General features: G+C 63.2%; 17 protein-coding genes. 6 read left to right on the forward strand and 11 right to left on the reverse strand.

Going from position 1 to position 25,053, the window contains the following annotated elements:
• Nucleotides 1-4: 4 nt before the first annotated feature.
• The 3 genes from PXH66_RS22910 to PXH66_RS22920 form a co-directional block, all read right to left on the reverse strand.
• Complete coding sequence (locus PXH66_RS22910) at nt 5-3,169, reverse strand: histidine kinase (RefSeq protein WP_330928269.1); 3,165 nt, start codon at nt 3,167-3,169, stop codon at nt 5-7.
• 88 nt (nt 3,170-3,257) lie between these two features.
• Nucleotides 3,258-4,331: a hypothetical protein gene (locus PXH66_RS22915; protein WP_330932176.1), complete on the reverse strand. Its 1,074-nt coding sequence runs from the start codon at nt 4,329-4,331 to the stop codon at nt 3,258-3,260.
• A 160-nt stretch (nt 4,332-4,491) separates the two neighbouring features.
• The gene (locus tag PXH66_RS22920; RefSeq protein ID WP_330928267.1) at nt 4,492-6,042 is read right to left on the reverse strand and encodes a hybrid sensor histidine kinase/response regulator; all 1,551 of its coding nucleotides are present in this window, start codon (nt 6,040-6,042) and stop codon (nt 4,492-4,494) included.
• 302 nt (nt 6,043-6,344) lie between these two features.
• Here PXH66_RS22920 and PXH66_RS22925 point away from each other — a divergent pair, with 302 nt between their 5' ends.
• From PXH66_RS22925 to PXH66_RS22935, 3 genes are all read left to right on the forward strand, one after another.
• Nucleotides 6,345-8,468, forward strand: a complete 2,124-nt coding sequence (locus tag PXH66_RS22925; protein ID WP_330928266.1) for a DNA gyrase/topoisomerase IV subunit A — start codon at nt 6,345-6,347, stop codon at nt 8,466-8,468.
• Between the two features lie 107 nt (nt 8,469-8,575).
• A complete protein-coding gene (locus tag PXH66_RS22930; protein ID WP_330928265.1) occupies nt 8,576-8,968 on the forward strand; it encodes a response regulator in 393 nt (130 codons plus the stop codon).
• A gap of 104 nt (nt 8,969-9,072) precedes the next feature.
• A complete protein-coding gene (locus PXH66_RS22935) occupies nt 9,073-9,534 on the forward strand; it encodes a response regulator (RefSeq protein ID WP_330932177.1) in 462 nt (153 codons plus the stop codon).
• Here the strand turns inward: PXH66_RS22935 and PXH66_RS22940 are convergent.
• The 4 genes from PXH66_RS22940 to arsN2 form a co-directional block, all read right to left on the reverse strand.
• On the reverse strand, nt 9,486-9,947 hold the full coding sequence (locus tag PXH66_RS22940) for an arsenate reductase ArsC (RefSeq protein WP_330928263.1): 462 nt from the start codon (nt 9,945-9,947) through the stop codon (nt 9,486-9,488). The genes PXH66_RS22935 and PXH66_RS22940 overlap by 49 nt on opposite strands.
• Before the next feature lie 18 nt (nt 9,948-9,965).
• Entirely contained in the window at nt 9,966-11,027 is a 1,062-nt protein-coding gene (arsB, locus tag PXH66_RS22945; RefSeq protein WP_330928262.1) for an ACR3 family arsenite efflux transporter, read from the reverse strand.
• A 29-nt stretch (nt 11,028-11,056) separates the two neighbouring features.
• Nucleotides 11,057-11,407, reverse strand: coding sequence for an ArsR/SmtB family transcription factor (locus PXH66_RS22950; RefSeq protein ID WP_330928261.1), 351 nt, complete (start codon nt 11,405-11,407; stop codon nt 11,057-11,059).
• A gap of 70 nt (nt 11,408-11,477) precedes the next feature.
• A complete protein-coding gene (gene arsN2, locus PXH66_RS22955; RefSeq protein ID WP_330932178.1) occupies nt 11,478-11,930 on the reverse strand; it encodes an arsenic resistance N-acetyltransferase ArsN2 in 453 nt (150 codons plus the stop codon).
• Between the two features lie 98 nt (nt 11,931-12,028).
• On the opposite strand from arsN2, the gene PXH66_RS22960 reads away from it, so the two are divergent.
• Entirely contained in the window at nt 12,029-12,688 is a 660-nt protein-coding gene (locus tag PXH66_RS22960; RefSeq protein WP_330928259.1) for an HAD family acid phosphatase, read from the forward strand.
• Nucleotides 12,689-12,842: 154 nt separating this feature from the next.
• Nucleotides 12,843-14,906, forward strand: coding sequence for an ATP-binding protein (locus PXH66_RS22965; RefSeq protein WP_330928258.1), 2,064 nt, complete (start codon nt 12,843-12,845; stop codon nt 14,904-14,906).
• Here the strand turns inward: PXH66_RS22965 and PXH66_RS22970 are convergent.
• Nucleotides 14,903-16,657: a DUF2339 domain-containing protein gene (locus PXH66_RS22970; RefSeq protein WP_330928257.1), complete on the reverse strand. Its 1,755-nt coding sequence runs from the start codon at nt 16,655-16,657 to the stop codon at nt 14,903-14,905. The genes PXH66_RS22965 and PXH66_RS22970 overlap by 4 nt on opposite strands.
• Nucleotides 16,658-16,931: 274 nt before the next feature.
• On the opposite strand from PXH66_RS22970, the gene PXH66_RS22975 reads away from it, so the two are divergent.
• Nucleotides 16,932-18,992, forward strand: coding sequence for a hypothetical protein (locus PXH66_RS22975; RefSeq protein WP_330928256.1), 2,061 nt, complete (start codon nt 16,932-16,934; stop codon nt 18,990-18,992).
• A 67-nt stretch (nt 18,993-19,059) separates the two neighbouring features.
• Here the strand turns inward: PXH66_RS22975 and PXH66_RS22980 are convergent, their stop codons facing one another.
• From PXH66_RS22980 to PXH66_RS22990, 3 genes are all read right to left on the reverse strand, one after another.
• A complete protein-coding gene (locus PXH66_RS22980) occupies nt 19,060-20,364 on the reverse strand; it encodes an O-acetylhomoserine aminocarboxypropyltransferase/cysteine synthase family protein (protein ID WP_330928255.1) in 1,305 nt (434 codons plus the stop codon).
• Nucleotides 20,365-20,849: 485 nt separating this feature from the next.
• Nucleotides 20,850-21,449, reverse strand: coding sequence for a hypothetical protein (locus PXH66_RS22985; protein WP_330928254.1), 600 nt, complete (start codon nt 21,447-21,449; stop codon nt 20,850-20,852).
• A gap of 22 nt (nt 21,450-21,471) precedes the next feature.
• On the reverse strand, nt 21,472-25,014 hold the full coding sequence (locus tag PXH66_RS22990; protein WP_330928253.1) for a matrixin family metalloprotease: 3,543 nt from the start codon (nt 25,012-25,014) through the stop codon (nt 21,472-21,474).
• Nucleotides 25,015-25,053: the final 39 nt, after the last annotated feature.

A 25,053-nucleotide genomic window follows, 5' to 3' on the forward strand; every position in this document is an offset into this window, starting at 1 on the left:
ACGATCAGGCGGTCGGCGGCGGCGATGGATCACGGTGGCAACGAGGAAGCATCACGGTGATGATGACCCAACCGGCGGTGGTCGCGTGGGTCATGCGGGCGTCGTCGCCGTAGTGGCGACGCAGGCGTTGGCGCAGGTTGGCCAAGCCGATTCGGGTCGAGTCGGTGAACGGATTTTCGTCCGGCTCGACCCACGCGCCGGTGTTGGCGACCGCGCAGGTCAGCACGTCGTTTTCGAGGACGATGCTGAGTTTGACCTCGAGTTGGTCGGGGGAAGTGCGGCCGCCGTATTTGATGGCGTTTTCGAGCAGCGGCAGAAGGAGATTTTGCGGGAGTTCGCAGGCCGCGGCGGCGGGTGAAACCTCCAGGTGAATCTGCAAGCCGTCCTGCCATCGAACCTGTTCGATATCGAGATAGTTGCGCGCCATGGCGACCTCATCGGCGACCGAAACCATCTCGTCATTGCTGCGATTGAGTGTGCGGCGGCAGAATTCGGCGAGTTTGGTGACCATCTCGCCGGCGGTCTCGGGCGCGGAGTAGACGAGGGCGCGGATGGAGTTGAGCGAATTGAAGAGGAAGTGCGGGTTGAGCTGGTAGCGCAGCAGTTCCAGACGGGCGGTTTCGGCGGACAAACGAGCGGCGAGGGTGGCATCGTGTTCGAGGGCGTGCAGGCGTTCGAGGGCGGCCGCCTTGTTGGCGAGTTCGGCCGTGCGTGCCGCCACCACCTGTTCGAGTTGGGTGCGTTGGGCTTCGAGACGCAGGGTCCGCCAGCGCACGATGAGGTAGACGCTGCCGAGGGCGACGAGCCCATAGGCAACCTTGGCGGCGGGCGTGAGCCACCACGGCGCGAGCACGGTGAAGGCCAATCTGGCCGGAGTGCTCCAATGGTGGTCGGCGGTGCGTCCGCGCGCCTCGAAAACGTAGTCCCCGGGAGGGAGATTGGTGAAGGTGCGCTCGCCGGTGGGGTTGGCTTCGAGTTCACCGCCGCTGAAACCGATCAATTGGGAAACGTGGTAACCATCGTGCTCGCCGGACAGACCGGGGGTGCCAAAGCGGAAACGCACGGAGTTGTGTTCGGGAGCGATGTCGAGCGACTCCGCGATGTGGCCTCCCGACGCCAGCGTGCGCCCGCTCGTGGTGGTGAGGGAATGCAGCACCGTGGCCCCGACCTGGGCCCCGGGATGTAGTTGCCGCGCGGTGACATTGATGCGAATCAGGGCGGACTCGCCACAGATCCAGAGCACTTCCTCCCCGTCGACCATTTCGCAAACGAGCTCGCGCACCGAGCCGATGCGATCGAGATCGGCCAGTTGCAGCGGATGCCATGTGCCGTCCATCCAACGACCGATCTGATGAAACGATTCGTCCGCGCTGCCGATGGCCCCTTTGACATCAAACCACACGCCTCCGGTGGGCGACGGTGCGGCGTGATGGGTGCACCAGGTGCCGTCGACAAAGCGCGGCCCGAAGGCCGGTTCGGGGACAAAGCGATCAGTGGCGGCATCGTGGCGATACAATCCGTAGGACGTGAAAAACAGTGGCGCCCCGTCGATGATTTCGACCAGGGTTCGGTCGGTGGTGGAGGGCAGCCCGTGTGCGGCCGTGTAGTGCACGGGGACGGGGTCGGGCAGCGTGGCGTCGGCCGCGATGGTGGTAGCGAGCGGTCCGTAGTCCAAGCGCCACACGCCTTGGTTTGACGAACCGATCCAGAGCGTGCCGTTGGCATCTTCACAGAGGGAATCGAACTCGCCGCGCGGTGCCTCCACGTTGTGGTCCAGAATCCAGCTCGCGCCGTCGCGTCGCCACCAGGCGATGCCGGTGAGGTGGAGGGCGACGGCGCGGTGGGGGAGGAGCCGGGGGATGAGAATGTCGTCGATGTTGCTGGGACTTTGCAGGTCGAACACCTCTCCGTCGCGCACCCACCACAGGCTGCGCACGCCGCCGGCCAGCACGCCGTCGGCGAGGGGGAGAAAGTCATTGAGGTTGTCGTCGATCTCGGCCCAGGGACGGAAAGCGGGGTTCGCAAACGGACCTTCGCCGGGCTGCATCTGCATGGCGCCGTTGGAGGTGGCAAAAACCGGCTCGTCGGCGAGGCGAATGACGGACTCGGTGCCGTTGTGATCGAGCCCGTTGGCCGGCGAGAATCGCGTGATGCCCGGCGATAGGTCGAGCCGCACGATGCCTTGTTCGGTGCCGCACCACACGATGCCGTTGCCCACGGGTTCGACGCAGATGACCGTGTCGGAGGGCAGGCCGTTGTCGGCGTTGAGGTGGAGCAATGGTCGCAACTCGGCATCGGTGATGAGCAGTCCGTTGCCGAGCGTGGGCAGGAGCAGTCGGCCGTCGGCGAGGCGGGCGATGCCGAACAGGCGGGACCGCTTGATGAAAGCGGCCACGTCACCGGGCACCTCGGAGGTGGTTTGGCCGTCGAAGCGCAGGAGACCTTTGCGACCGGCGGCGGCCCACCACGCATCGCGGCCATTGGGGACCAACCCGGACAGGAGGATTTGGCGGGCGGGGTCGGGTTGGCCGGGCACAGGATCCCAAGTGCCGTCCTCGTTGGGCATCATCCAGCCGTCGCTCCGGCAGACGACGAGACGACCTTGCCAGGGCATCATGAGCGTGACGAAGCGCTCGTGCATTGGCCAAACCTTCAGGACGCCATCGTGCCAGCGAAAGAGATAGGCATCGGTTTGGAAATAGACGCCATCGGGCATGGCGTAGGCGCGGCGGAAGTCGCCTGTCTGGGTGATGTCGGCAGGCAGGTGCGGCCGGAGCGATTCGAATTTCAATTCCCCCGTGGCGCTGGGTTTGAGATACCCGAATTCATTCACTCCGCCGAGCCACACGGTGCCCGCCGAGTCGATGTCCATGGCCCGGATATGGACGCCGCCGGGCACGGGAATGTTGCGCCAAGCGATCCCGTCGAATGCCAGCACTTGGCCGCGACAGCCAAAATACATCACCCCGTCGGGACCGCGTTTGGCCGTCCAAACTTGATTGTGTCCGCCGTAGTCGCGCGGGCTGAAGCTGCGCATGGCGGGGAAGCCGCGTTCCTCCAATCGCGGTGGCGATGCGACGGGACCGTCCTGGGCGAACCCCAACCCTACGCCGGCACACAATCCGCCGAGCAACAACCAAGAGCGGGGGACGAGAAGCGGGGCACGCATGACAGTCAGGCAAAGCCAAAGCGTCGCATGGGGCCAGCCCACGAAACGTTTGCGGCGGTAGGAGAACGATAAAGCGGAGCGACGGAGATTAATCGGGTGGCAGCAGCACGAACCCTTCCTGGGTTTGGCCACGTTGTCCCACCACCGCGATGTGGCCGGAAGTGTTGATCGCCACGGCATCGATCAGCGTGCCACGGTAGTGGGAGTCGGTGAGATCGGCCAGGCGTTCGAGCCCGTGCCGGGGCGTCCAACGGACGGCGGTCGTCGCGCCACCGGTCTTGCGAATGGAGCCCACGATGACGGCATGATCGTTGATGGCATGGGGAATGAAGTTCTCCGCGGGCGACACGCCGAGATCCACCAGATGACCATCGACCCACATGACGGCCTGGCGTTGGCCGAAGCTGTTTTCGCGGTAGCCGATCACGGTGCCGTCCGGGGAAAAGCCCGTGGCCACGGTCGAGCACTGCGGGGGGGCTTCGAGGGGGATGAAAACGTCGTCGTGCCACAGCCACGCCTTTTGGCGGGGGGAGGCCTGTGAGAGGGCGGTGACATTGACCAAGACCACCCCGTCATCGTTCACGCCGATTGCATCGCTCATGCCTCCCTCGGGCAGGGTCAGGAAGCGGGGGCGCTTTGATGCGTCGACGACGAAGGCGCGATAGATCAGCAGCGGGGCGGCCGGGAAAAGGGTTTTGCCCACGACCATGCCGTCGCGGTTGATCCCTTGGGTGAAACTCACCGATTCCGGCCAGAAGGTTTCGCCAAAGTTGCCCAAGTGCGAGGCCCAGGCCCGACGATTTTCGAGCGGATGGCCGACCGTGCCGGCGACCAGACCGTTGGAACTTATTGCCTGGTAGGGCATGGCTTCCCGGGCGCTGACCAACCCGGGTTCGATGAGTCCGGCCGCCGTGCGGCGCACGCCTTCCGCGGTCCAGGTCGCACCTTCGAAACGCAGCGGGCTGATGAGGTTTCCGATGACATCACCGACATCATTGAGTCCGGACGGGCGATAGTTGAGGCCGGGCCGGGCCGTGATGGGCGTCGTGCAGCGATAGCGGGTGCTTTTCTTCCGCGTGCGGGCGAAGGGTGGATGGGACGGAACGGCGGTGGTCGAGGGCGCAAAAAACGGCGCGTTCGAAGTCAGCATCAAAGGGCGCATGGGGGAGGGGCGGGAGGTGGCGTGGTCGAGGTGAGCGGAGCCGATGAAGGCACCACGCGACCGCGCGGCAAAAGCCGATTGACCAGCGGCGCTCGGTCGCTGACGGGCGGTAGGGACGGTCTGCCAAACGTCCGCGGCGGATGCTGACGCCGGGAACGCTCTACCGGTGGGCGGGGGCCGACGGATTCAGCACGTCCTTCACGGTTTGGACGAGGGCGGGACCGGCAAACGGCTTGGTGAGGGTCGCGTTGGGTTGCTCTTGATTATCCTGCTGCCAGTTCTGCGGGGCGTCCGGGTGGCCACTGATCGCAATGATCGGCAACTGCGGGCGCATGCGTTTGAGCACGTTGACCAGGATGTCGCCACTCATGTGCGGCATGTGCACGTCCGTGATGACCAGGGCGATGTCGTTTTCGACCAGATTGATGGTGGCGAGGGCTTCGACGCCATCGGCCGCGAGCATGATGTCGTAACCCCGGGCGCCGAGGGTCTCCCGAATCACATCGCGCACGGAAGGTTCGTCGTCGACCACCAGAATACGTTCGCCGTGACCGGGCTCCTCGTCGTCGCCCGCGAGATGCGTGAGGCCCTCGCAGTCGGGCAACCGGTCGATGGTGGGCAGATGCACGCTGAACGTGGTGCCTTCGCCGGGGCGGCTGCGCACATCGACGAATCCGCCGTGGGCGATGATCAGACTGCGCACGGTGGAGAGACCGAGGCCGGTGCCGTGTCCGTCGGCCTTGGTGGTGTAAAACGGGGCCCAGATCTGATCGAGCTGCTCGGGCGGGATGCCGGTGCCCGTATCGCGAATCGTGATACGCACCCAATCGCGGCGACTGCGGGAAATGGGTTGATGGGCGGGCGGGTTCTTCACCACTGCATTGGTCGCCTTGATGTGCAGCTCGCCGCCGTCGGGCATGGCGTCCCGCGCGTTCACACACAAGTTGAGCAGCAACTGGTGCAATTGCGTGGGGTTCGCGTGCACCGTGCGCAAGTTGGAGGAAATGTCGTCGTGCAGGCTGATATTGCGGGGGAAGGTCTCCTGCACGACCAGCACGAGCTCGCGCAACACATGGCGGGGATCGATCGGGCCGCGATCGGAGTCGTCCCCGTGGGCGAAGCCCAGGATCTGGCGCACGATGCGGGCGCCGCGCTCCGCGGAGGTCTGCAGAATGTCGACCATGCGACGTTCGCGATCGCTTTTGGCCGAAGGGCGCAACAGCGAACCCGCGATCAGGATCGGCGCGAGGATGTTGTTGAGATCGTGGGCGATGCCGGCGGACAGCAGTCCCAGGTTTTCGAGGCGTTGACCGTGTTGCAACTGCGACTCACGCAGACGCCGATCGGAGATGTCGACGACCGTGCCAACGATCAACTCGACCGGATCCGCCGCCGTATCATCCAGCCAGTCCCGTTCGCGCACCTCCACCCATAGGGGAGTCGGGCGCGAGCCACAAAGTTCCAGTTCGGTGTGCAACGCGAAATCACCGTGTTGTCCCGCTTCCCGCAGTGCTTCCCAGCGCTGCAAATTCAGTTTTCCGGCCGCCAGGCATGTCGTCCAAGGTTGACCGACGAGGTCCTGCGCATCGCGACCCAGAAAGTGCCGTGACTGCGGCGACGAGTAGACGATCAGACCGTCCAAATCACGGATGTAGGTCCACGCCGGTCCGTGGTGAAGGGCGTTGGTGGCATATGACGGATCTTTGGGCACAGCGGGAGTGATGCGGGGGTAAAGAGTCCCAGAAGGGAGAGCTTCAGATGTGAAGCAATCGTTAATACGTTATCTAATAAACGTTGCATTAACGAGATACGAAAATACTAACTTTCCCATGGGGAGTGTTACTTAGTGGAAAGGCAAATTGTTATGCACTTTCCGAATGTTGACCAAAGTGTGCCATTGCACCGGTTTACCGTGGATCCCGTGCAATCTGGCAGGGCGAGGGCTTGCACCCGTGAGATCGACCCTTTCAGCTACGCCTTTTTCAACGCCTTTACGTCGCTTCCCACCCCCGCATGCCGAACCGCCAACCGCCCGAGGACGATCAACCCGAGCTCCCTTTAGATCCCGCCAAAAACGCCGCTGAGGCCGCGCCCGCCGCCGCCGCGTCGAACCCGGACGCGGAGGTTTCCGCCGGAGATGAGAACCCGCCCGAGTCCGCTGAGACCGTCGTCGAAGCTCCGCTCGCCGGCGCGTATAAGAACTGGTTTCTCGACTACGCGAGCTACGTCATTCTCGACCGGGCGGTGCCGCACATCAACGACGGCTTGAAGCCCGTCCAGCGTCGCATCCTGCACACGTTGTGGGAAAAAGATGACGGTCGCTTCCATAAGGTCGCGAACATTGTGGGCGCCACCATGGCGTTTCATCCGCACGGCGATGCCTCCATCGAAGCCGCCCTCGTGGGCATCGCCCAGCGCGGTTATCTGATCGAGCCGCAGGGCAATTTTGGCAACACGCTCACCGGCGATGGTGCGGCCGCCGCCCGTTACATTGAGGCCCGCCTCACGCCGTTTGCCCGGGACGTGTTGTTCAACCCCAAGACGACGGTCTGGCAGCAGAGCTACGACGGTCGCGCCAAGGAACCCGTCACCCTGCCGGCCAAGTTTCCTCTCGTGCTACTCGAAGGTGCCGAGGGCATCGCCGTCGGTTTGTCGACGCGGTTGCTGCCGCACAATTTCAACGACCTGTGCCGCGCCTCGATCAATTACCTGCAGGGCAAGACGTTTCGGATTCGGCCGGATTTTCCGACCGGAGGCACGGCGGATTTCAGCGATTACAACGACGGCAAACGGGGCAGCCGCGTCAAGGTGCGCGCCACCATCGAGTCCCAGAGCAAATACGTGCTCGCCATCACCGAACTCGCTTACGGCACGACGACGTCGTCGCTCATCGACTCGATCCTTTCGGCCAACACCAAGGGCAAGATCAAGATCAAGCACGTCGACGACAACACCGCCGACAAGGTGGAGATCCTCGTGCATCTGCCGCAGGGCGCCGACCCGAAACAGGTGAAGCAACAACTCTACGTTTTCACCGACTGCCAGGTTTCCCTTTCACCCTCGGCGTGCGTGATCGAGACCGTCGACGGTCGTGACCGCCCCGCGTTTCTCGGGGTTTCCGAGATTCTGAAACGCTCGGTCGACGAGACCGTCGGTCTGCTCAAACTCGAGTTGGAAATCAAACTCGGTGAACTCGAGCAACAGTGGCACTGGGACTCGCTCGAACGCATCTTCATCGAAGAGCGGATCTACCGTCGTATCGAACAATCCAAGACGTGGGAGAGCGTGCTGCACGAGATTCGCACCGGTCTCGAACCCTTCCTCGATCGTTTGCAACGCGAAGTGACGGATGACGATATCACCCGGCTGACCGAGATCCGCATCAAACGCATTTCGGCTTACAATCGCTTCAAGGCGGACGAGAAAATCAAGCAGATCGAAACGGATATCGAGGGCGTCAAACACCACCTCGCCAATCTCATCGACTACGCCATCGCGTGGTTCGAATCGTTGCAGGAAAAATACGGCAAAGGCCGCAAACGGCGCACCTCGTTTGATGAGATTGAGCAGATCAGCGTGACGAAGGTCATCCCGGCCAATCAGCGGCTGTTCGTCGACCGCGAAGGTGGTTTCGTCGGCCTCAACTGGCGTCAGCACGAATTCGTCACCGACTGTCGCCCGATCGACCAGGTCATGTGCATCATGGCCGACGGCACGCTCAAAATGTCGAAGGTGGCGGACAAGATTTTCATGGGACGCAACATCCTGCATGTGGCGTTGTTCGACAAGAACGGCCCGCCCGAATACTTCACGTTGCTCTATCAGGACAAGAAGAGCGGCAAGTGTTTCGGCAAACGGTTCACCCTCGGCGGACTCACGCGCGACAAACTCTATCCGCTGGTCGCGAGCGAGGGGTCGAAGGTCGTTTATTTCGACGCCACAAAGAACGAATCCGCCATGCCGGGCAAACTGCGCATCCAGTTGAGCGGACGTTGTAAAGCGCGAGTAAAAGACTTCGAATTCGATCTCTCCGAAATGTCCGTGGGGGCGCGGGGGGCCAAAGGCGTGACGGTGACCAAATACCCCGTGCGCAAGGTCACCAAGGTGCTCGGCGCCGGCGAAGTAGAGGGCAGTTAAGCGGATCGGTCAGCGCGGCTAATTTTTTGGGACCACGCCTTAAGTCCGTTTCCGGTGTGCCGAAGGGAAGAGGACTTGTCTCCCATTCGATGATCGAAACCTTAGCCATGCGTCCATCTTCCTCATCCCTCCACCCGGTCATCCTGATGGTGGAGGATGACGTCGACCTGCTGGGCGTCGCGGCGTTGCGCTTGGAGTCCATGGGCTGTGAAGTGATCGGCGTGGAATCGGCGGAGGAAGCCCTGCGTCTCATCGAGACCATGTGCGATCGCATCAATGTGGTGTTCACCGACTTAAGGTTGGGAGGCATTGATGGCGCGGGGTTGATTGAACAACTCAACGAGGTGGCACCGGATTTGCCGATCGTGGCGACGAGCGCCTTGATCGAGGAACTCGATGTCGTCCGCGCGCGATGGGGCAACCGGGTGCGCTTGATTCCCAAGCCCTACCAATTTGAAGACCTGCGCATCCTGCTGACGCTGTCGCAATCCGGATCCTGACGTCGAACGACGGGATGCGAACCGGGCGGGTCGCGATCCGATCCTGGTTTTACACTTCTTTGCCGACTCTTTGAGCCGGATTGGCGGTCTCAACAGGGGTGAATGTGGATCGCTGTGCCCAACCCGAAGACGCCGTGCGCTGGTCTGCGACCGCCCGAACCGTTCTGGTCGCGGAGGACGAGCCGAACATGCGACGGATTCTGGTGCAGCTGTTGGAGCGGCGCGGCTTCAACGTCCTCAGTTTTCCGGATGGTGAGGCGGCGTGGCAGGGATACCAATCCGCCCATATCCGCATCGACGTGGTCGTGACGGATTTGCAAATGCCGCGCCTGGACGGGCGGGGGTTGATTGCGCGTTTGATGAGGGTCACCCCCACGCCGCAAATCGCGGTTTGCAGTGGTTGCGATGAGGAATGCGCCTGGGTCAGGGCGCGGTGGGGCACCAGCGTGGCCACGGTGCACAAACCCTACAGCGCCGACCAGCTGTTCGGCATCCTGGGTCCGTCGCGCCGCTGCGATCAGCCACCGGAGTCGACCCGCGCCGCTCCGGCCCAACCGGCGCCGTAGGCGTCGAAGACGCGTTTGATCTCGTCGCGCACCCGCCGAAACACCTCCAACTGCGCCGCTTCGTCGCCGGGGGCGTGGGCGGGATCGTCGAAGCCCCAGTGGTGACGCGCCATCTGCCCCGGAAACATGGGGCAGGCCTGATCGGCGTTGCCGCAGACCGTGATCACGGTGTGCACGTCCCGGTCCAGAAAATCGTTCATGTGCTTGGAGGTGTGCGCCCTGATATCGATGCCGATTTCCGCCATGGCCCGGATGCCGAGCGGGTGCACGTAACCCGCGGGTTTGGAGCCGGCGCTGTGGACGTCGAGCAGGTCGCCGGCCGCGGCGCGCAGGATGCCTTCCGCCATGTGACTGCGGCACGAGTTGCCCGTGCAGAGGATGAGGATCAGCGGTTTGGAATCGGAGGATGTCATGGTAAATGGGATACTGCGTTAGGTTTGGGGCGCGTCGGCATACCAGCGTCGGCGGAGATAGTTCGCCACGTGGACCAGGCCGATGAGAGCGGGCACCTCCACCAGTGGTCCCACCACTGCCGCGAAAGCCACGGCCGACTCGATGCCAAACACCGCGATGGCGACGGCGATCGCCAGCTCGAAGTTGTTGCCCGCCGAGGTGAAGGCGAGGGTGGTGGAGCGCGGGTAGTCCGCCCCCAGACGTTTCGCCATGGCAAAGCTCACTAGAAACATGACCGCGAAGTAAATCACCAGCGGCAGCGCTATCCGGGCGACGTCCAGCGGCAACCGCACGATCGCGTCGCCTTTGAACGTGAACATCACCACGATGGTGAAGAGCAGGGCGGCCAGTGTGAGGGGCGAGATGCGGGGCAGGAACACCTTCTCATACCAATCCGCTCCCCGCCAACCGACGAGCACCACGCGACTCAAGGCGCCGGCGGCAAAGGGCACCCCGAGGTAGAGCATCACGCTTTTGAAAATATCGCCCATCGCCACCGGCACGACCACGCCCTCGAGACCCACCAGCGGTGGCAACACCGTGATGAACAACCACGCATAGGCACTGTAAGTGAGGATCTGAATGATCGAATTGAGCGCGACCAATCCGGCGGCGTATTCGGGGCTGCCGTCGGCGAGATCGTTCCACACCAATACCATCGCGATGCAGCGGGCGATGCCCACGAGGATCAGGCCGACCATATACTCGGGTTGGTCGCGCAACAACGTCACCGCCAGCACCCACATGAGCACGGGCCCGACGAGGAGGTTTTGCACCAGCGACAAACCCAGCACCCGCGTGTCCTTGAAAACGCGGGGCAGCTCCGCATAGCGCACCTTGGCCAAGGGCGGATACATCATGAGGATGAGCCCGACCGCGATCGGCAGGTTGGTGGTGCCCACGGTCATGGGCGCGAAGAAGGCCTTTGGATCGGTGATCACGAAGTAGCCGAGCGCCACGCCCAAAGCCATGGCGGCGAAAATCCAGATCGTGAGGTAGCGATCCAGAAACGAGAGGCGGTGGGAAACGGATTCGGACATAATGAGTGGAGGGTCGAGAGGACCAGGAGTCAGCTGGCGGGACCGCACAAGCGGGAGCTGGCTTGGGCGGATTGCAGACGCTTCACGTCGCGGGCGAAGATCGGCTCACCGGCGGCGCAGTCCCGCAGGCAATCCAGATTGCGGGCGAGGGCGACGGAGGGACGCGTGACCAATCGATAGTGCATCCACTGACCGTCACGACGCGCTTGCACCAGACCATGCCGTCGCAGGTAAGCGAGGTGCTTGGAGATTTTTACCTGCGGTTCGTTCAACGCGTGCTGGAGGTGACACACGCACAAGGGACCGGCCGTTTGCAGCAGGTGCAGAAGGCGCAGGCGAGTGGGGTCGCGCAGACATTCGTAGATCGGCAGCAGCTTCATTTAATATTCCTCCGTAGGAATATGCATGGAGGCGCGGTGTCGATGTTCAAATCGCCCGGTCACGGCAATTTCAGGGCGCGACCAACGCCTTGCGCATCACCGTGGCCGAGGAGGGACAGAGAGAACTGAACTCCGCCGTGGCTTGAATCGGCGGGGGGACGTCCGACCGCGCTACCGACGCGTAGCCGTGCCGGACGAAGAAGTCCTCGGCCGTGGTGGTCAGCAGCCAGAGGTTCGTCATCCCGCGATGCTGCGCCGCTTTTTCGATCGCGTGCAGCAGTGCACGGCCGAGGCCCTCGCCCTGCACGTCGGGATCGACGACGAGGGACCGCAGCAGCCCGTGATGATGATCGTGCGGCTCCAGCCCGACCGCGCCGAGGAGGGCGGCTCCATCGCGCCCCACGAGAAAGTGGGGCCAGCTTTGGGCTGTTAAGTCTGTCGTGGGCAACCCGGCGGCGACCAACATGGCGAGGATGGCGGGACCGTCCGCTTCGTCGGCCGAATCAATGGCGTGATGTTTCATGGTGCGAGAGGATGATGTCATGTCGCTGCCGGGTTACGACTGCCCAGGCGAGATCGTCTCACGATTGACCCTGAGCTGACAGGCCCTTTGCTACGGCCATGCGTCGTTCATTTGCCCGTGCTTTGGTGGTCGGACTGGTTTTGGTATCGGTCGCGTTGCGCGCCGAGGAGCCGCTTAACCTCAGCCGCGCCAAGGCGGCCGTTAAAGCGTATTATGACGACGGTGGTTATCAGAACGATCTGTCGCAGGTGGCGGCGCAGGCCATCGATTGGATCGAGAAACGCGCGGCGGCGAAGCAGGCCGACGAGCGGCTCGTCATGGTGTTCGATGTCGATGAAACGGTGTTGTCCAACTACCCGGAAATGTTGCGGGAGGATTTCGGTTATGATCCGGCGCGGTGGGTCGAGTGGGTGGAGGAGGCGGCGGCACCGGCCTTGATCCCGGTGCGTGAGGTGTATCGCGCGGCGCTGCGCAGCGGGGTCGATGTCATTTTTCTCACGGGACGCAAAGATCCGGAGGAGCGGGCGGGGACGATGAAAAACCTCAAGAGCACCGCCATGGGAACCTACGCCAAGTTGATCCTGCGGACCAAGGGCGAAGCCGATACCGCGGCGGCCCGAAAGTCCGCGCGGCGGGCGGAAATCGAGGCGGAGGGCTGGACGATCATTGGCACTATCGGGGATCAATACAGTGATCTTTCCGGCGGCCATGCGGAGCGTGTATTCAAGCTTCCGAACCCGTTTTACTTCGTCCCGTAGGCGCGGTCGGGACCTGCGGCGCGTGGATGTTGCAGTTGAGTGGCGGATCGGCGCGGTATTTAGCTTGAAAATCCGTGGCGTAGTGCGGAGTTAACGCAGTTGTCACTTGCGCGGGTCGACAGCGCTGGGGGGCTGTTCGGGAATCAGGTCCTCGATGAGCTCTTCCCCATCACTGGAACGTCGTCCGCCCGCGCCGACGGCGGACCGCAAGGCGTTTCCCGTCACCAAAATTCCGTTACGATCGTTCGTGCACCATCGCCACACGGTGTTGGCCGATGAAAAGCTGGAACGCGTCTACTCCCGGTTTCGGGAATTGGATGTGGATTTCGTGGCGGTGTGCCAAGGGACACAGGTCGTGGGGTTGATGGGCCGCAAGCGTCTCGGATTTCTGATGGGATCGCGGTTTGGGTTTTCCCTCTACAGCAACAGTCCCGCCCGGCAGTTCGTGTTGCCACACTGTCTGATTGTGGCGGAGAGCGCGCCCTTGCACGAATTGCTCGACGCGGCGTTTTCGCGTCAGGGTGACGCTTTTTATGAGGACGTCATGTTGGTCGACGAAGCCGGCGCGCTGGTGGGCTTGATCAATGTCGAAAATCTGGCGCGCTTGCAGACCCGCCTGGTGGCCGAGCAATTGGGGCAGCTAGCTCACCAGCATGAGACGCTGCGAGAGCAGAACCTCACCCTGTTTCGCACCAACCATGCGCTGCGGCAATCGCGGGGCCTGTATCAGGGGCTGTTCGAAAGCGAGGCGCTGGGCGTGGCGTTGCTGAGCCCCAAGGGGGAGGTCGAGCTCTACAATCCGAGGTTTGGCGAGCTGATCGGGCTGGACGAGCGCTATCGCGACGGCGTCGGCTTGGCCGATCGCATGGGCGGCATGGATCGGGACAGTTTTCTGCGGTTGCTCAAGGCGCACGCGGACCGCGTGGGGCGGGTGGACGCCACCCGGGAGTATACGGTGCAGGTGCCGGGCCGACAGCACCGCGTGTTTCGAGTGACGACCGGCTGGATCCATGAGACGGGTCAAATCTGCGCCAGTTTCGACGACGTCACCGAGCAGCGCGCCCTCGAACAAGCCGTGATGCGCGAGGAAAAACAGCGCCTGCTCGACACCCTGGTGGGAGGCATCGCCCACGAGTTGAACAACAAGCTCACGCCCGTGCTGGCCTTTGCCGAAATCCTGCGCCGCAAGGTCGACAGCGATCTCGTGTTTCATACCGAGAGCATCCGCAACAGCGCGCAAGAGGCAGCCAAGATCATTCGCCAGCTGCTCCAGTTTTCCAAACCGTCGTCAGACGATGCCGGCCTGGTGGATTTGCGCACCGTGATCGATGAGAGCCTGCCCATGGTCAACGTCACGATCCGCGATCGCTGCTCCATCGAGCTGCGACAGGCGGCGGAGCCGGTCTGGGTCAGTGGCGACCCCGGGCAACTCAAACAGGTATTGATAAATCTGATACTCAATGCCTGGCACGCCGTGGAGGGACTCGATGATCCGCGCATTGTGGTTTCGCTGGAAGCCCTGAACGGACAGGCGGAGTTGACGGTCGAGGACAACGGCGCGGGTGTGCCGCTGGATCTGCAGTCGCGGATTTTTGATCCGTTCTTCACGACCAAGGGACCCGATCAGGGCACGGGCCTGGGATTGAGTATTTGTTTCAGCATCGTGCGCCAACACGGCGGGGAGGTGGTGGTCCACAGTCAGCCCGACGCCGGCGCTCGATTCGTCGTGTCGTTGCCGGTGCGGGGACCCGAGGCGCTCAGCGCGCTGCATATGGACGGCATGTCTGCTCCGTTGCTGTTCGCGCCCGCGGAGCGGGATCGCCGCTGCCGGGTCCTGGTGGTGGACGACGAGGACGTCCTGCGCAGTGTATTGAGGGAAATGTTACGGTCCCAGTTTGGTTGTGAGATCGAAATGGCGGCCGATGGCCGGGAGGGGCTGGCGGCCCTGCGATCCCGCGCCTACGATCTGGTCATCTCCGACGTTCGCATGCCCAAAATGAACGGAGTGGAGTTCTACGAAGCCATCGCCGCGGTGCGGGCCGAGCAGCAGCGTCGCTTCGTTTTTGTGACCGGCTATGTGGGAGACAAGGACGAGGTGGCCCTCCCGCCGGACGTGCCGGTGCTGGCTAAACCGTTCAGTCTGCACGAATTTGAATCCCTGTGCGGACCCTACCTGAACGAGCCGGACGGCCATGATTCCAGCGATCGCGTGGGTTAAGGTTTTTTGGTGCGTTCCGGTCGCAGGCGATCGACCAACAAGGCGGCGGCGATAAACAGGCCGCCCAGGATCAACGCGGCGATCGCCCGGCTTTCAGTCGAGGCTCGGTCGAGGTCGATGAAGAAAAGTTTGGCCACCGCGAGGCCCAGCCAGACGTAGCCCGCGATGCGCAGCGGACGGGCGCGGCTCGCATCGCTCGTGCGCACCCCGGCATACCATTGGCCCAAGCCGGCCAGCGCGTAGGTGAGTGTGCCCAACAAGGCTGCCATCGGCATGTCCGGCCAGAGGTGGGCCGATTGGCGACCGACCCATTCCATCGCCAGACCGTGCACGAAGATCACTTGAGCGATGAACCATCCCACTCGGCGGGCGCTGGGGTCCTGGCTCGCGCCGCCCAGTTGCCACCACGCGGCCGCCACGATCACCCCGCCCAACCATGTGGTGTTGAGAAACGGCCAGGCCGTTTCCGGGAGAGCGCGGGTGACATCTCCCATCCAGATCGGGGTGGCGAGGAGCAGGTAAAGCACTGCCGCCGAGGTCAGAGGTTGGCGCTCACTGGCGGGACCGTGACGGGCGGCCAACGCGGCCGCCAGAGCGACCGCGCCCCACAGGAGCGACGATCCCGCGTCGTCGAGCACCATCAACACCGCGGCAATGGAAAACCCCGCGGCGCAGACGGCGAGCCCCGTGTCGGCCGAATGGTCGGAGAGACGTTGGCGGGCCCATGGGATCAACCCGACGAGCAGGGCCGCCAGGAGGGCGAGGGGCACGGCATGCCCGAGAGAACTCCATCCGAGTCCGGTGCCGATGACGTGCAGACCGAGCGCGAAGATCACACTGAGCGAAGCCGTCAAGGTCACCACGTGCGCCGGGCGTTCGGGATGCCGGGGCAACCAGGTGATCACGAGAGAAACGACGTAGCTCACGATCAGCAGGCCCAGCCCGAGCCCGCTTTGGGGACGGTTGAGGTGTTCAACATGCGCGGTGGCCACCCCGGCCAGCACGCCGAGTCCCACCCATCGGGCCACCCGCCATTGCGCGCCGGTTCCGGTCAGATAATAGGCGGCGGCTTGCGCGGCCAAAACCGCGACGAAATACGCCAGCACCATCGTCTCGTGCAGGCGGGGTTCGAGAAACACGAGCGGCGCCACGACAGCCAACGCGTTGGCGGCGACCATGGCCCCGCTCAGCCGGTAGCGCGCGGCGGTCGCGCCGGCTGCGACCGTGGCCAAAACCGCTCCACCAAACCCGATTGAACGGTCAAACACGTGCGCCATCAGACCACCGTAGTAACAGGCGAAGGTCGCCGTGCCCAAGCCCACCGTGAGCAAGGCCAGACCGAGCCGCCGCCGCTCGTGCGCGATCAGTCGGACGGCCCCGCCCGCGAGCAGGCTGCCCACCATGATGCCCAAGGCCACGCGCACGGGCGGAGAAATCCAACCCCGCTGGATCGAGACGGTCAGCGCATAGATCGCGCCCAGTAGAAAGATGAATCCGCCGATCGCGGCCACCACGACGGTCGAGTCGAGTTCGCGTGAACGCTGGGCGGGAGCGGGGACGCGAGGCGGGCGGTCTTCCACCGGTTGCGCCAGGCTGGGCAACGGCAATGGCGGAGGAGGGGGTGGAGTCGGTCGCGGGGGAAGACTGCCGCGGCGCGGATCAGCGGTGGCCTCGGTCAATGCGCGCACCTGTTGTTCCAATTGCTCGACGCGCCGACGCAGCTCGGCCAGCTCCTCGGGATGATTCGACATGGCGGAAAACTGCACGACATGACCCTCGATGGCGACGGCTAACTCATCGCCGCCCGCCCCGAATCGAGCCCTCCGCGCCGGACCACGCCCCAACCCGTTTGTCACCTAATAGGTGACAAACGGGTTGGGGCGTGGCGGGAGCTGATTGAGGGAGAGGGAGGGCGGGGATCCGAGGATGCGGGGCTCGTTTACTACGCGATGACCGCTGCGACGGGATTACATTTTCCAGGATCGACACCGGCCGGGCGACCCGATTTGGCTGCTGGTCTTTGCCATGAATCTGTCCTTTCCCGGATGGTGGTCCCAAGTCGTGCGGGTGTGGTCGAGCCGCCGTCCCGCGTTTCGTTTGGGCGTGGGGATGGCGATCGTGACTTTGGCTCTGACCGCGTTGCTCGTCGGGCGCAGTCCGGATTATTTTTACGCCCAAGCTTTGGCTGAGTCCGGGGACACGGCGGCCAATGCGTTGCAGATCGAACACGCCAAATCGGGTCGGGAGATCTACGGCAACTATTCGCGTTGGGGGTTTCATCATCCCGGCCCGATGTGGTGGTATGGGTATGCGGCGGGAGAGCTCGTGCTGCGGGATGGTCTCGGTTGGGTCGCGAGTCCGGGCAATGCGCACAACTTGGTCGGACTGGTGTTTCAGTTGATGGGTTGGACCGGAACGATGGTCGGGGTGGTGAGGCTGACAGGACGCCGAGAAGCGTTGGCGCCGGCGATGGTGATCGCGGTGATCCATGCGACCTTGATCAACCACGACGCGCGTGCCGCTGTGGGGCTGAGTTTGTGGCCACCGCATGTGTTGTTGGGGCCGTTTATGATGATGGTGGTGTTGGCGGCCGGGACCGGGATGGGATCACGCTGGGCGTTGCCGTTGATGGTCGCGGTCGGGTGTTTGCTCGTGCACGGACATATCGCCCAGCCGCTGTTTGTGGGGCCGCTGGCTCTACTGGCGATGGCGGGGTGGTGCGGGGTCAGGCAACGCCGGGGGGAGCATGACGGGAAGGGCCCGGTGCTGGTCGCCGTGGGCGTGGTGCTGGTCAGCGTGGTGCCGTTTGCCGTCGATTGGTTCGGGGAGTATCCGCGCAACGTCGATTTGATCGGGCGTTATCTCGAACATGAGAAGTTGCCCAAATCCTGGGCACAGGCGGCGGTCTATACCTTTTCGTTTTTCGCCTACACCCACCGGCAGGAATACTGGTTTGGCGAACAAGGCATGATCCATGCGGAGCTGTGGCGGGAGGCGGGGCTGGCGATAGGCATCGGCGTCGTGAGTGTGCTCGTGTTGGCGGTCTTGTGGGGGCGGCGCATCTGGCGCGGATGGCGTGGCGCGACGCCCGGGGACGCGGCGGAGGTCGGGTGGCGATGGCTGGGCGGACTCATCTTGTTGGGCTGGGGGTTGGCGGTGCATTGGGCGCGAACCCAAGCGGGCACGCCGTTTCAGTTTAACTCGTTTTTCGTCTACGGCCTCGTGCTGCTGACCTATCTGGCCCTACTCACCGGGCTGCTGCCCGCCGGGCGGAGACGGCGCGGACCGGTTCCCGCGATCGTCGCGAGTTTGGTCGTGGTGGGGGTGTTGGGTCTGCGACCGGAGTGGCGTTTGCAGACGTCGGGTGCGGAAGTTGATTTCAATGCGAATGTGGCGCGCGTAGTCGATCCGGGGATACGCCATCAACTGCGATTCGAGCATGCCGAATGGCCCAAGGCGGTGCAGGTGGCCCTGGCGCTGGTGCGGATGGGCGGCACGGTGGAGGTCGCCGAGCGGTGGGAAGTCATGTTCGGACGCCGCTTCGGCCTCGATGTGCGCTATGCGGGCCCGCGCGATTGGTTGCGTCTGAGTGCGACGCCGATACCGGAAGCGCAGGCGTTGCCGAATGGATTGTGGGTGGCCCGGGAATCGCCGCCACATCTCGCCCTCGAGTCCTTCGATCTGCACTTCGGCGAGGGGGGCAACGCGCGGCCTTTCCTGTGGACCGGTTTTAGTCACGATGAACCTGACCGGGTGTGGTCGGACGGCACCGTCGCGGGCATGTTGTTTACCTCGGAGCCGTTGGCCCACGATGCGGTGTTGGAGTGGATGGCGGATCCGTTCGTGTATGCGACCCGTCCCAAGCAGCGCGTTTCCGTATGGTTGGACGGCGTGTGTCTGGCCGAACTTGTCGTGGCGCAACGCGGAGAGATTCGCATTCCGGTTGCGGCCGAACTTTGGAATCAACGCCCGGCGCATGTGCTCGGGTTTCACTTCCCCGATGCCCGCTCTCCGCGCGACACGTTCGCGAGTGATGATCGACGCAAGTTGGGTTTCAGTTTTTCGCGGCTGCGGTTGGCATACTGAGAGGGACGCCCAAAAAAGCCCTCCGGGAGAGGAGGGCTTGAGGAGGGGAGGGGCGGTGCCGGCGAGTTTAACCGGACGCGTTGAGCGCGGCGCGCAGATCGGCTTCGAGATCCGGCCAATCCTCAATACCGAGGGAGAGACGCACGTAGTCGGGGGACACGCCCGAGGTGGTTTGTTCGTCGGGATTGAGCTGACTGTGCGTGGTGCTGGCCGGGTGAATGGCGAGGGACTTGGCGTCACCGATGTTGGCGAGATGGGAGAAGAGCGTGAGTCCTTCGATGAACTTGCGTCCGCCTTCGTAGCCGCTCTTGAGGCCAAAACCGAGCAAGCCGCCGAAGCCACCGGAGAGATACTTTTGCGCGGCCGCGTGGTTGGGGCTGTCGGCCAGACCAGGATAGTTCACCCACGCCACGCGATCATCGTGAGCGAGGAACTCCGCCGCCATCTGTGCATTGGCGGAAATGCGCGCCATGCGCAGGTGAAGGGTTTCGAGACCCTGCAACATGGTCCACGCATTGAACGGCGAGATGCACGCGCCGATATCGCGGAGGAGTTGCAGCCGCATTTTCATGATGAACGCGATGTTGGCGTCGCCGGCCGGCGGAAACGCCTTGAACGCCTCCCAGTGCACGAGGCCGTGATACGAATCATCGGGTTCGGTGAAGCCGGGGAATCTGCCGGAGCCCCAATCGAAGTTGCCCGCATCGACGACGATGCCGCCGATGGACGTGCCGTGCCCGCCGATGTATTTGGTGGCGGAGTGCACCACGATGTTGGCGCCATGTTCGATGGGGCGGTGCAACATCGGGGACAGCGCGGTGTTGTCGATGATGAGCGGAATGCCGGCCTCCTGGGCGATCGGCGCGACTTCATCGTAGGGGAACAAGTTGAGCGCCGGGTTGCCGAGGCTTTCGCCATAGATGGCCTTGGTATTCGGTTGGATCGCAGCCTTAAAGGAGGAGGGATCGTTACCATCGACGAAGGACACCGTGATACCGAGTTTGGGCAGCGTGTAGTGGAAAAGATTATACGTTCCCCCGTAGAGTTGCGTGACCGAGACGATGTGATCGCCCGCGCTGGCGATGTTGAGGATCGCATCGGTGATGGCGGCCTGACCGGAACTGTGGGCGAGACCACCGGTGCCGCCCTCGAGGGCGGCCATGCGTTGCTCGAACACATCGGTCGTCGGATTCATGATCCGGGTGTAGATGTTGCCCAGCTCCTTCAGGGCAAAAAGATTGGCGGCGTGTTCGGTGTCGCGGAACACATAGCTCGTCGTTTGATAGAGCGGAACGGCGCGGGAGCCGGTGGTGGGATCGGGGGCTTGCCCGGCATGAAGCGCGCGGGTGCCAAGGCCTTGGGGGTTAGACATAGGCAGGGGAGGTTTAAGTAAGAAGGAGGAAGGTTGAAGTCAGAAGTGCGCCCATGGTGGTCGGTCGGGCTATTTTTCAAGCAAGACGCCGACTCTGACTTCTTCGCGCGGCTCACATGCAGCCGGTCACCGGCCGGCATTTCCGCGCCGAACCAACCCGTGACGCAATCGATGCAAGACAGCGGTGATCGTCACGGTTTCAACCCTCGTGGATAACCTGTCGTTCACCCGAATGAGAAACCGCTTTCCTTCCACATCCGTTCACTCGGGATAAGTTCGATTTTGAATGGGTCGTTCCGCTCAAAATTCTTTATCGATATTTTAAATCGAGCCTCCCTCCGTGGCCTCCACTTGGAACGGAAAAACCGCCCTAAATTTTTCATAAGCTGCGAATCATGAACGCTTCTCAGTTATGCGAGCCCATTAGACGAGCCATCTCCGTCTCACGTTGGCTGTTTCGGCTAACTCGGAACTCCGACGGGCTGCTAAGGTCGGGCGGCTGGTGGGGTGGTGGATTGTCGCGCCGAGCGGATCAATGATTTGAACGCGGCGGGGGTCATGCCCGCGACGGGAGCGGTCGGTTTCGTGGCGTGAGCCGACCGCAGGGGAGCACTGATGGCCTCGACGTTGGGCAGACCTGAACCGTCTTCGCGTTGCACGCGTTTTTCACCGGTGGTCGGGTCCGGGCGCACGGCGTAGCGGCCGAACATCATCGCATACAGGGGGCTGATACTGCGGCCGTTGCGATGGACGAAGAGGATTTCCTCGTCGCCCACGGCAAACTGAGGTTGGCCGCTGACGGTCAGCGTTTGGCCGTCAATGGTGCCGCCCAGCAGTTCGAGCACAATGCGGTCGGGAGCCGCGCCGGCCACGATTTCGATAGGGTCGAAATGAACCCGGGTGATGATGCGTGGGGAGCCGTTGCGGTCCTCGCGATGACAGGTGACCTGAGTCACCACGCCGTGCACCACATAGTCGGAGTTCTGAACCATGGATTCGAAGTCGGGCGGAACGACCGTGGTCGCTTGGGCGCAGGGCAGCGCGAGTGCGAGCATGGTGATGATCAACAAAAGGGATCGGAGCATGACGGGGAAGCGAGGGGCGGCTTTAGGGGATGGCGTATATTTCCACCAGCGCGATGCCGGTGCCACCATCGGCTCCGGAGATCTGCACGGTATAGGAGCCGGGTTCGAGGGGGATGAGCAGGGCGGCGTCGCGGCCGCCGGTTTGCAGGGGGAACGCACCGAGGGTTTCGACGGCTTGGTTGAGTTCGGAGGAGGACGCCCAGTCGTCGTTTTCGGCCACGACCTCGGTGTCCTTGAGCACTTTGAGAACGGGGTTGGGCAGAGTGGAGGTCGGATCGAGGCCAAAGTCATTCAAGGTGGGCCCGACTGCGCGGATGAGGAGGGTTTTGGGTTCGTCGCCGGTCATGACGAATCCGGCCACGAGGATACTGTCGCCCGTGCCGACCACGGTGCGGGCGGATACGTTGAGCAACTGGGAAGCGTTCGACTCGTCGGCGTCGTAGATCTCGATCAAAGCAATTCCGGGGCTGCCAGAGCGGTCGTCTACGAGGTGCGCCGTATAGGCCCCGGGGGCGAGGGAGGAAAGCAGGGCCGCGTCATAGGAGTAGTCAGGCAGCGGAAAGGCTCCGAGCGAAGCGAAGTAAAGCGGGAGGCGAGAGTCGTCGAAGGACCACCGGGAGTTGCTGCCGATGTCGGCTTGAGTGGGATCGTAAATAGTGAGGCGAGGGTCGAGGACCGCGTTGTCGATGCCGAATTCGCGCAAGGTGGGGCCGATCCCTCGAGCGAGCACGGACAGAGGAGCTTCTCCGCCGATGACGAAGCCCATCACCAAGGTGCTTTCGCCGGAACCCGCGCGGCTGCGCACGGATAGGTTCTTTATTCGCGTTGCTCGGGCGGGGTCGGTGGCGACCAGGGCGAGGGTGATGTCACGCCCGGCCGCTATCGCGTAAGCCGGTGGCAGATTGGCGGGCGGCGATTCGGACTGTAAGCTGCCCCAGGTGGTCACACGGCCGTCGGTGTGGAGTGCGACGGAGTGAAAGTCACCGGCGGCGATTGCAACGACGTCGGTGAGTCCTGCGGGGACATCGATAGTGGAATCATTGTGACTGCTCCACGTCAGAACGGTGCCGTCGTCGCGCAAGGCGAGGGAATGATTCCGTCCGGCTGCGATTGCCACTACGTTATCCGCGGAGGTCGGGGCGGTGCCGTAGCGGGCCTGGGTGGTGTAGTAGGCGGAACTGACGACCGTTCCGTCCGCGCGGAGTGCGACGGTATGGGAGTTCCCGGCGGCAATGGAGACGAACTCCCCGGAGGCAAAATTCGGATCGGTCGCCAACGGTGAATCGCTGGAGTTCCATTGGGTAATATGCCCATCGGTGCCCAGAGCGACGGCGTGGGCTCGTCCCGCGGAGATTTCCACGATCTGCTTCAAGCCGCGCGGCACTCGGCTGAACCCGCTCGTGCCCCGCACACTCCCGTCGGCCAGCAAAGAGAGAATGCCGGATCTGTTGACGGATATGTCGACGACGGGTGAGTCGGTTGGCGCGAGCGGCCGTGCCGCGAGAATATAGCCCCACACCCGGGTTTCTCCGTTGGGAAGCAGGGCTACGGCAACATCCCCTCCGGTGGCGACAGCGATGACCTGACTCAGCCCAGGCGGGATTTGGGAGATATAGGTGTCGTTACCCCAAGTCACCACGGCGGTTGCGTCGGCGGCGACGGGGTGGACGAAGAATGGGTCGCTGTCGCGCGTGCCGGCGGAATCGGTCGCTCGCAGCCAGTAGACGCCCGCGCGATTTGCTTGGTCTGCGGTTCGCGTGAGGGTGAGGTCGGTGGCGCCGGCGAGGGGACGATGATTGTGATACCATTGGTAGGACGCGGACCCCGTGCTCACGGCGGCGACGGAGAAGTGGATCGGCGCCGCCGGGTCGAGCGTCGTCAGCGTCGGGCTCAGTAGGGTGAGCAGGGGTGGCGAGGTGAAAGCGATGTCGACGGTGTCGGAATTCACGGAGCCCTGCGCGTTGGTCACCGCGACGTGGTAGGTGCCGGCATCGGCTTGAGTCGGGTCGTCGAGCCAGAACTCGCGCGACGTAGCGTCGGGCACGGCGATGCCGTTGCGAAACCATTGGTAAGTCAGCGAGAAATCGCGGTTGGTTTGAACGCCTAGTCGCAGAGTTTCATGATCGGTAAACGTGCCGCCCGTCGGTTGAACGGTGATTTCCGGCAAAGGAATGGGATCGAGCGAGAGGGTTGAGGTATCCGAAATCACCGTCCCTTCGGAATTGGTCAAGACGCAGCGAAACTGATCCCCGTTCATCGCGAAACGGGTGCGAACCAACAGGGTGGCTCGATCGTAGCGGTCGGTCGTCTCGTAAGATTCGCTCAGCGGCAACGGCTGCCATTCGAGGGCGGTGGCGGTGCGGTGCTGCCATTGGATTTCGGATACGGGATCGGAGGAAAAGTGGACCTCGAAATAGGCGTTCTCGCCCGTGGAGACGGTGACGTCGGACGAATGTCGAGAAATGATTGGAGCCGTGAACGGGGGGCGGTGTTCAATCGTAAAGGTAATGGCACCGGTCGAGCCTGCCGGGAGACGTTCGGAATCGCCCCAGCCGTCGACGGCGAAGTGATAGGTTTCTCCCGCCAAGGCGTTGAACTCAATCCGGCTGGTGCGTAGTCGATTCGGCGTGGGATTATCCTCCACCGTTTCCTCGTCGTCGTTGGTGGCGACAAGGGTCAGCGCCTCGACGGAGTCACCGGTATAGGCGGTCAACACGGTATCAAAGTTACTCCCTGCGGTGCGGGCTTTGATGCGACGGTCCGCGGTTGAAGTCCACGACCACCAAACGGAATGCCCTGTGGCTACACCGTCAGGGGAGGGTTCCCCGGGTTGGTGAGTCGCGGTGATATTGGATCCCGTAAATGTCGTGATGTCGTAGGGGGTCAGCTCGACCGGTGTGGCGGCCGCGAAGTTGTCATTGGGCGGCACCAATCCCGGGGCGCCGTAGAGCGCTTGGGCACCCCGGACATCATCGGGTTGCACGGTCGTGATGTAATACACATGCGGCCGCATGATGGCCGGGGTGTTACTGGCGGCCTCCTCGAAATGAAGTAACCCCAGAACGTGGCCGAGTTCATGCACGGCGACACGGTGCATATCGGGCGACCGTGGATCGAACGGGGTATCGTATGAATCCCAGGGATTTTCTTGGCGGAAATAGACGTCGCCCTCCGTCATTTTGTTGCCGTCGGTATAGCTTACCGCGACCGCCAGGGCCAAAGCGGGGAATTCGTCGCCGTCGACGGTGGGGGATATGACGATCTCGTTGATGCCGTTGCCGCCTACGGCGTCGCCACTGGTAGGTGCATCGGGGTCGAATACCAACCGGGTTGTCGCCATCACCGCGTTCCACTCCTCGGCTGCGGCCATGACACTGGATCGCTGGCTGCGACCGTCGATCAACGTGGTGGCGGTGGGGAGTTTAATCTGCAGCTCGACCGTGGGTTGATACCACTTGATCACGTATTGTCCGCTGGCGTCGGTGAACAGTTCGTAGGCGGGGCATGAGCCCACGATCAACAGGCTGAGGACAAGCGCGGCGATGCGGCGGGGAAGGGGGGACATCGGGACAGGAGGGGCGAAAATGACCGAACAGGAACGAGC

It is taken from the genome of Synoicihabitans lomoniglobus (genome assembly GCF_029023725.1).
Classification (GTDB): Bacteria; Verrucomicrobiota; Verrucomicrobiia; order Opitutales; family Opitutaceae; genus Actomonas; species Actomonas lomonigloba.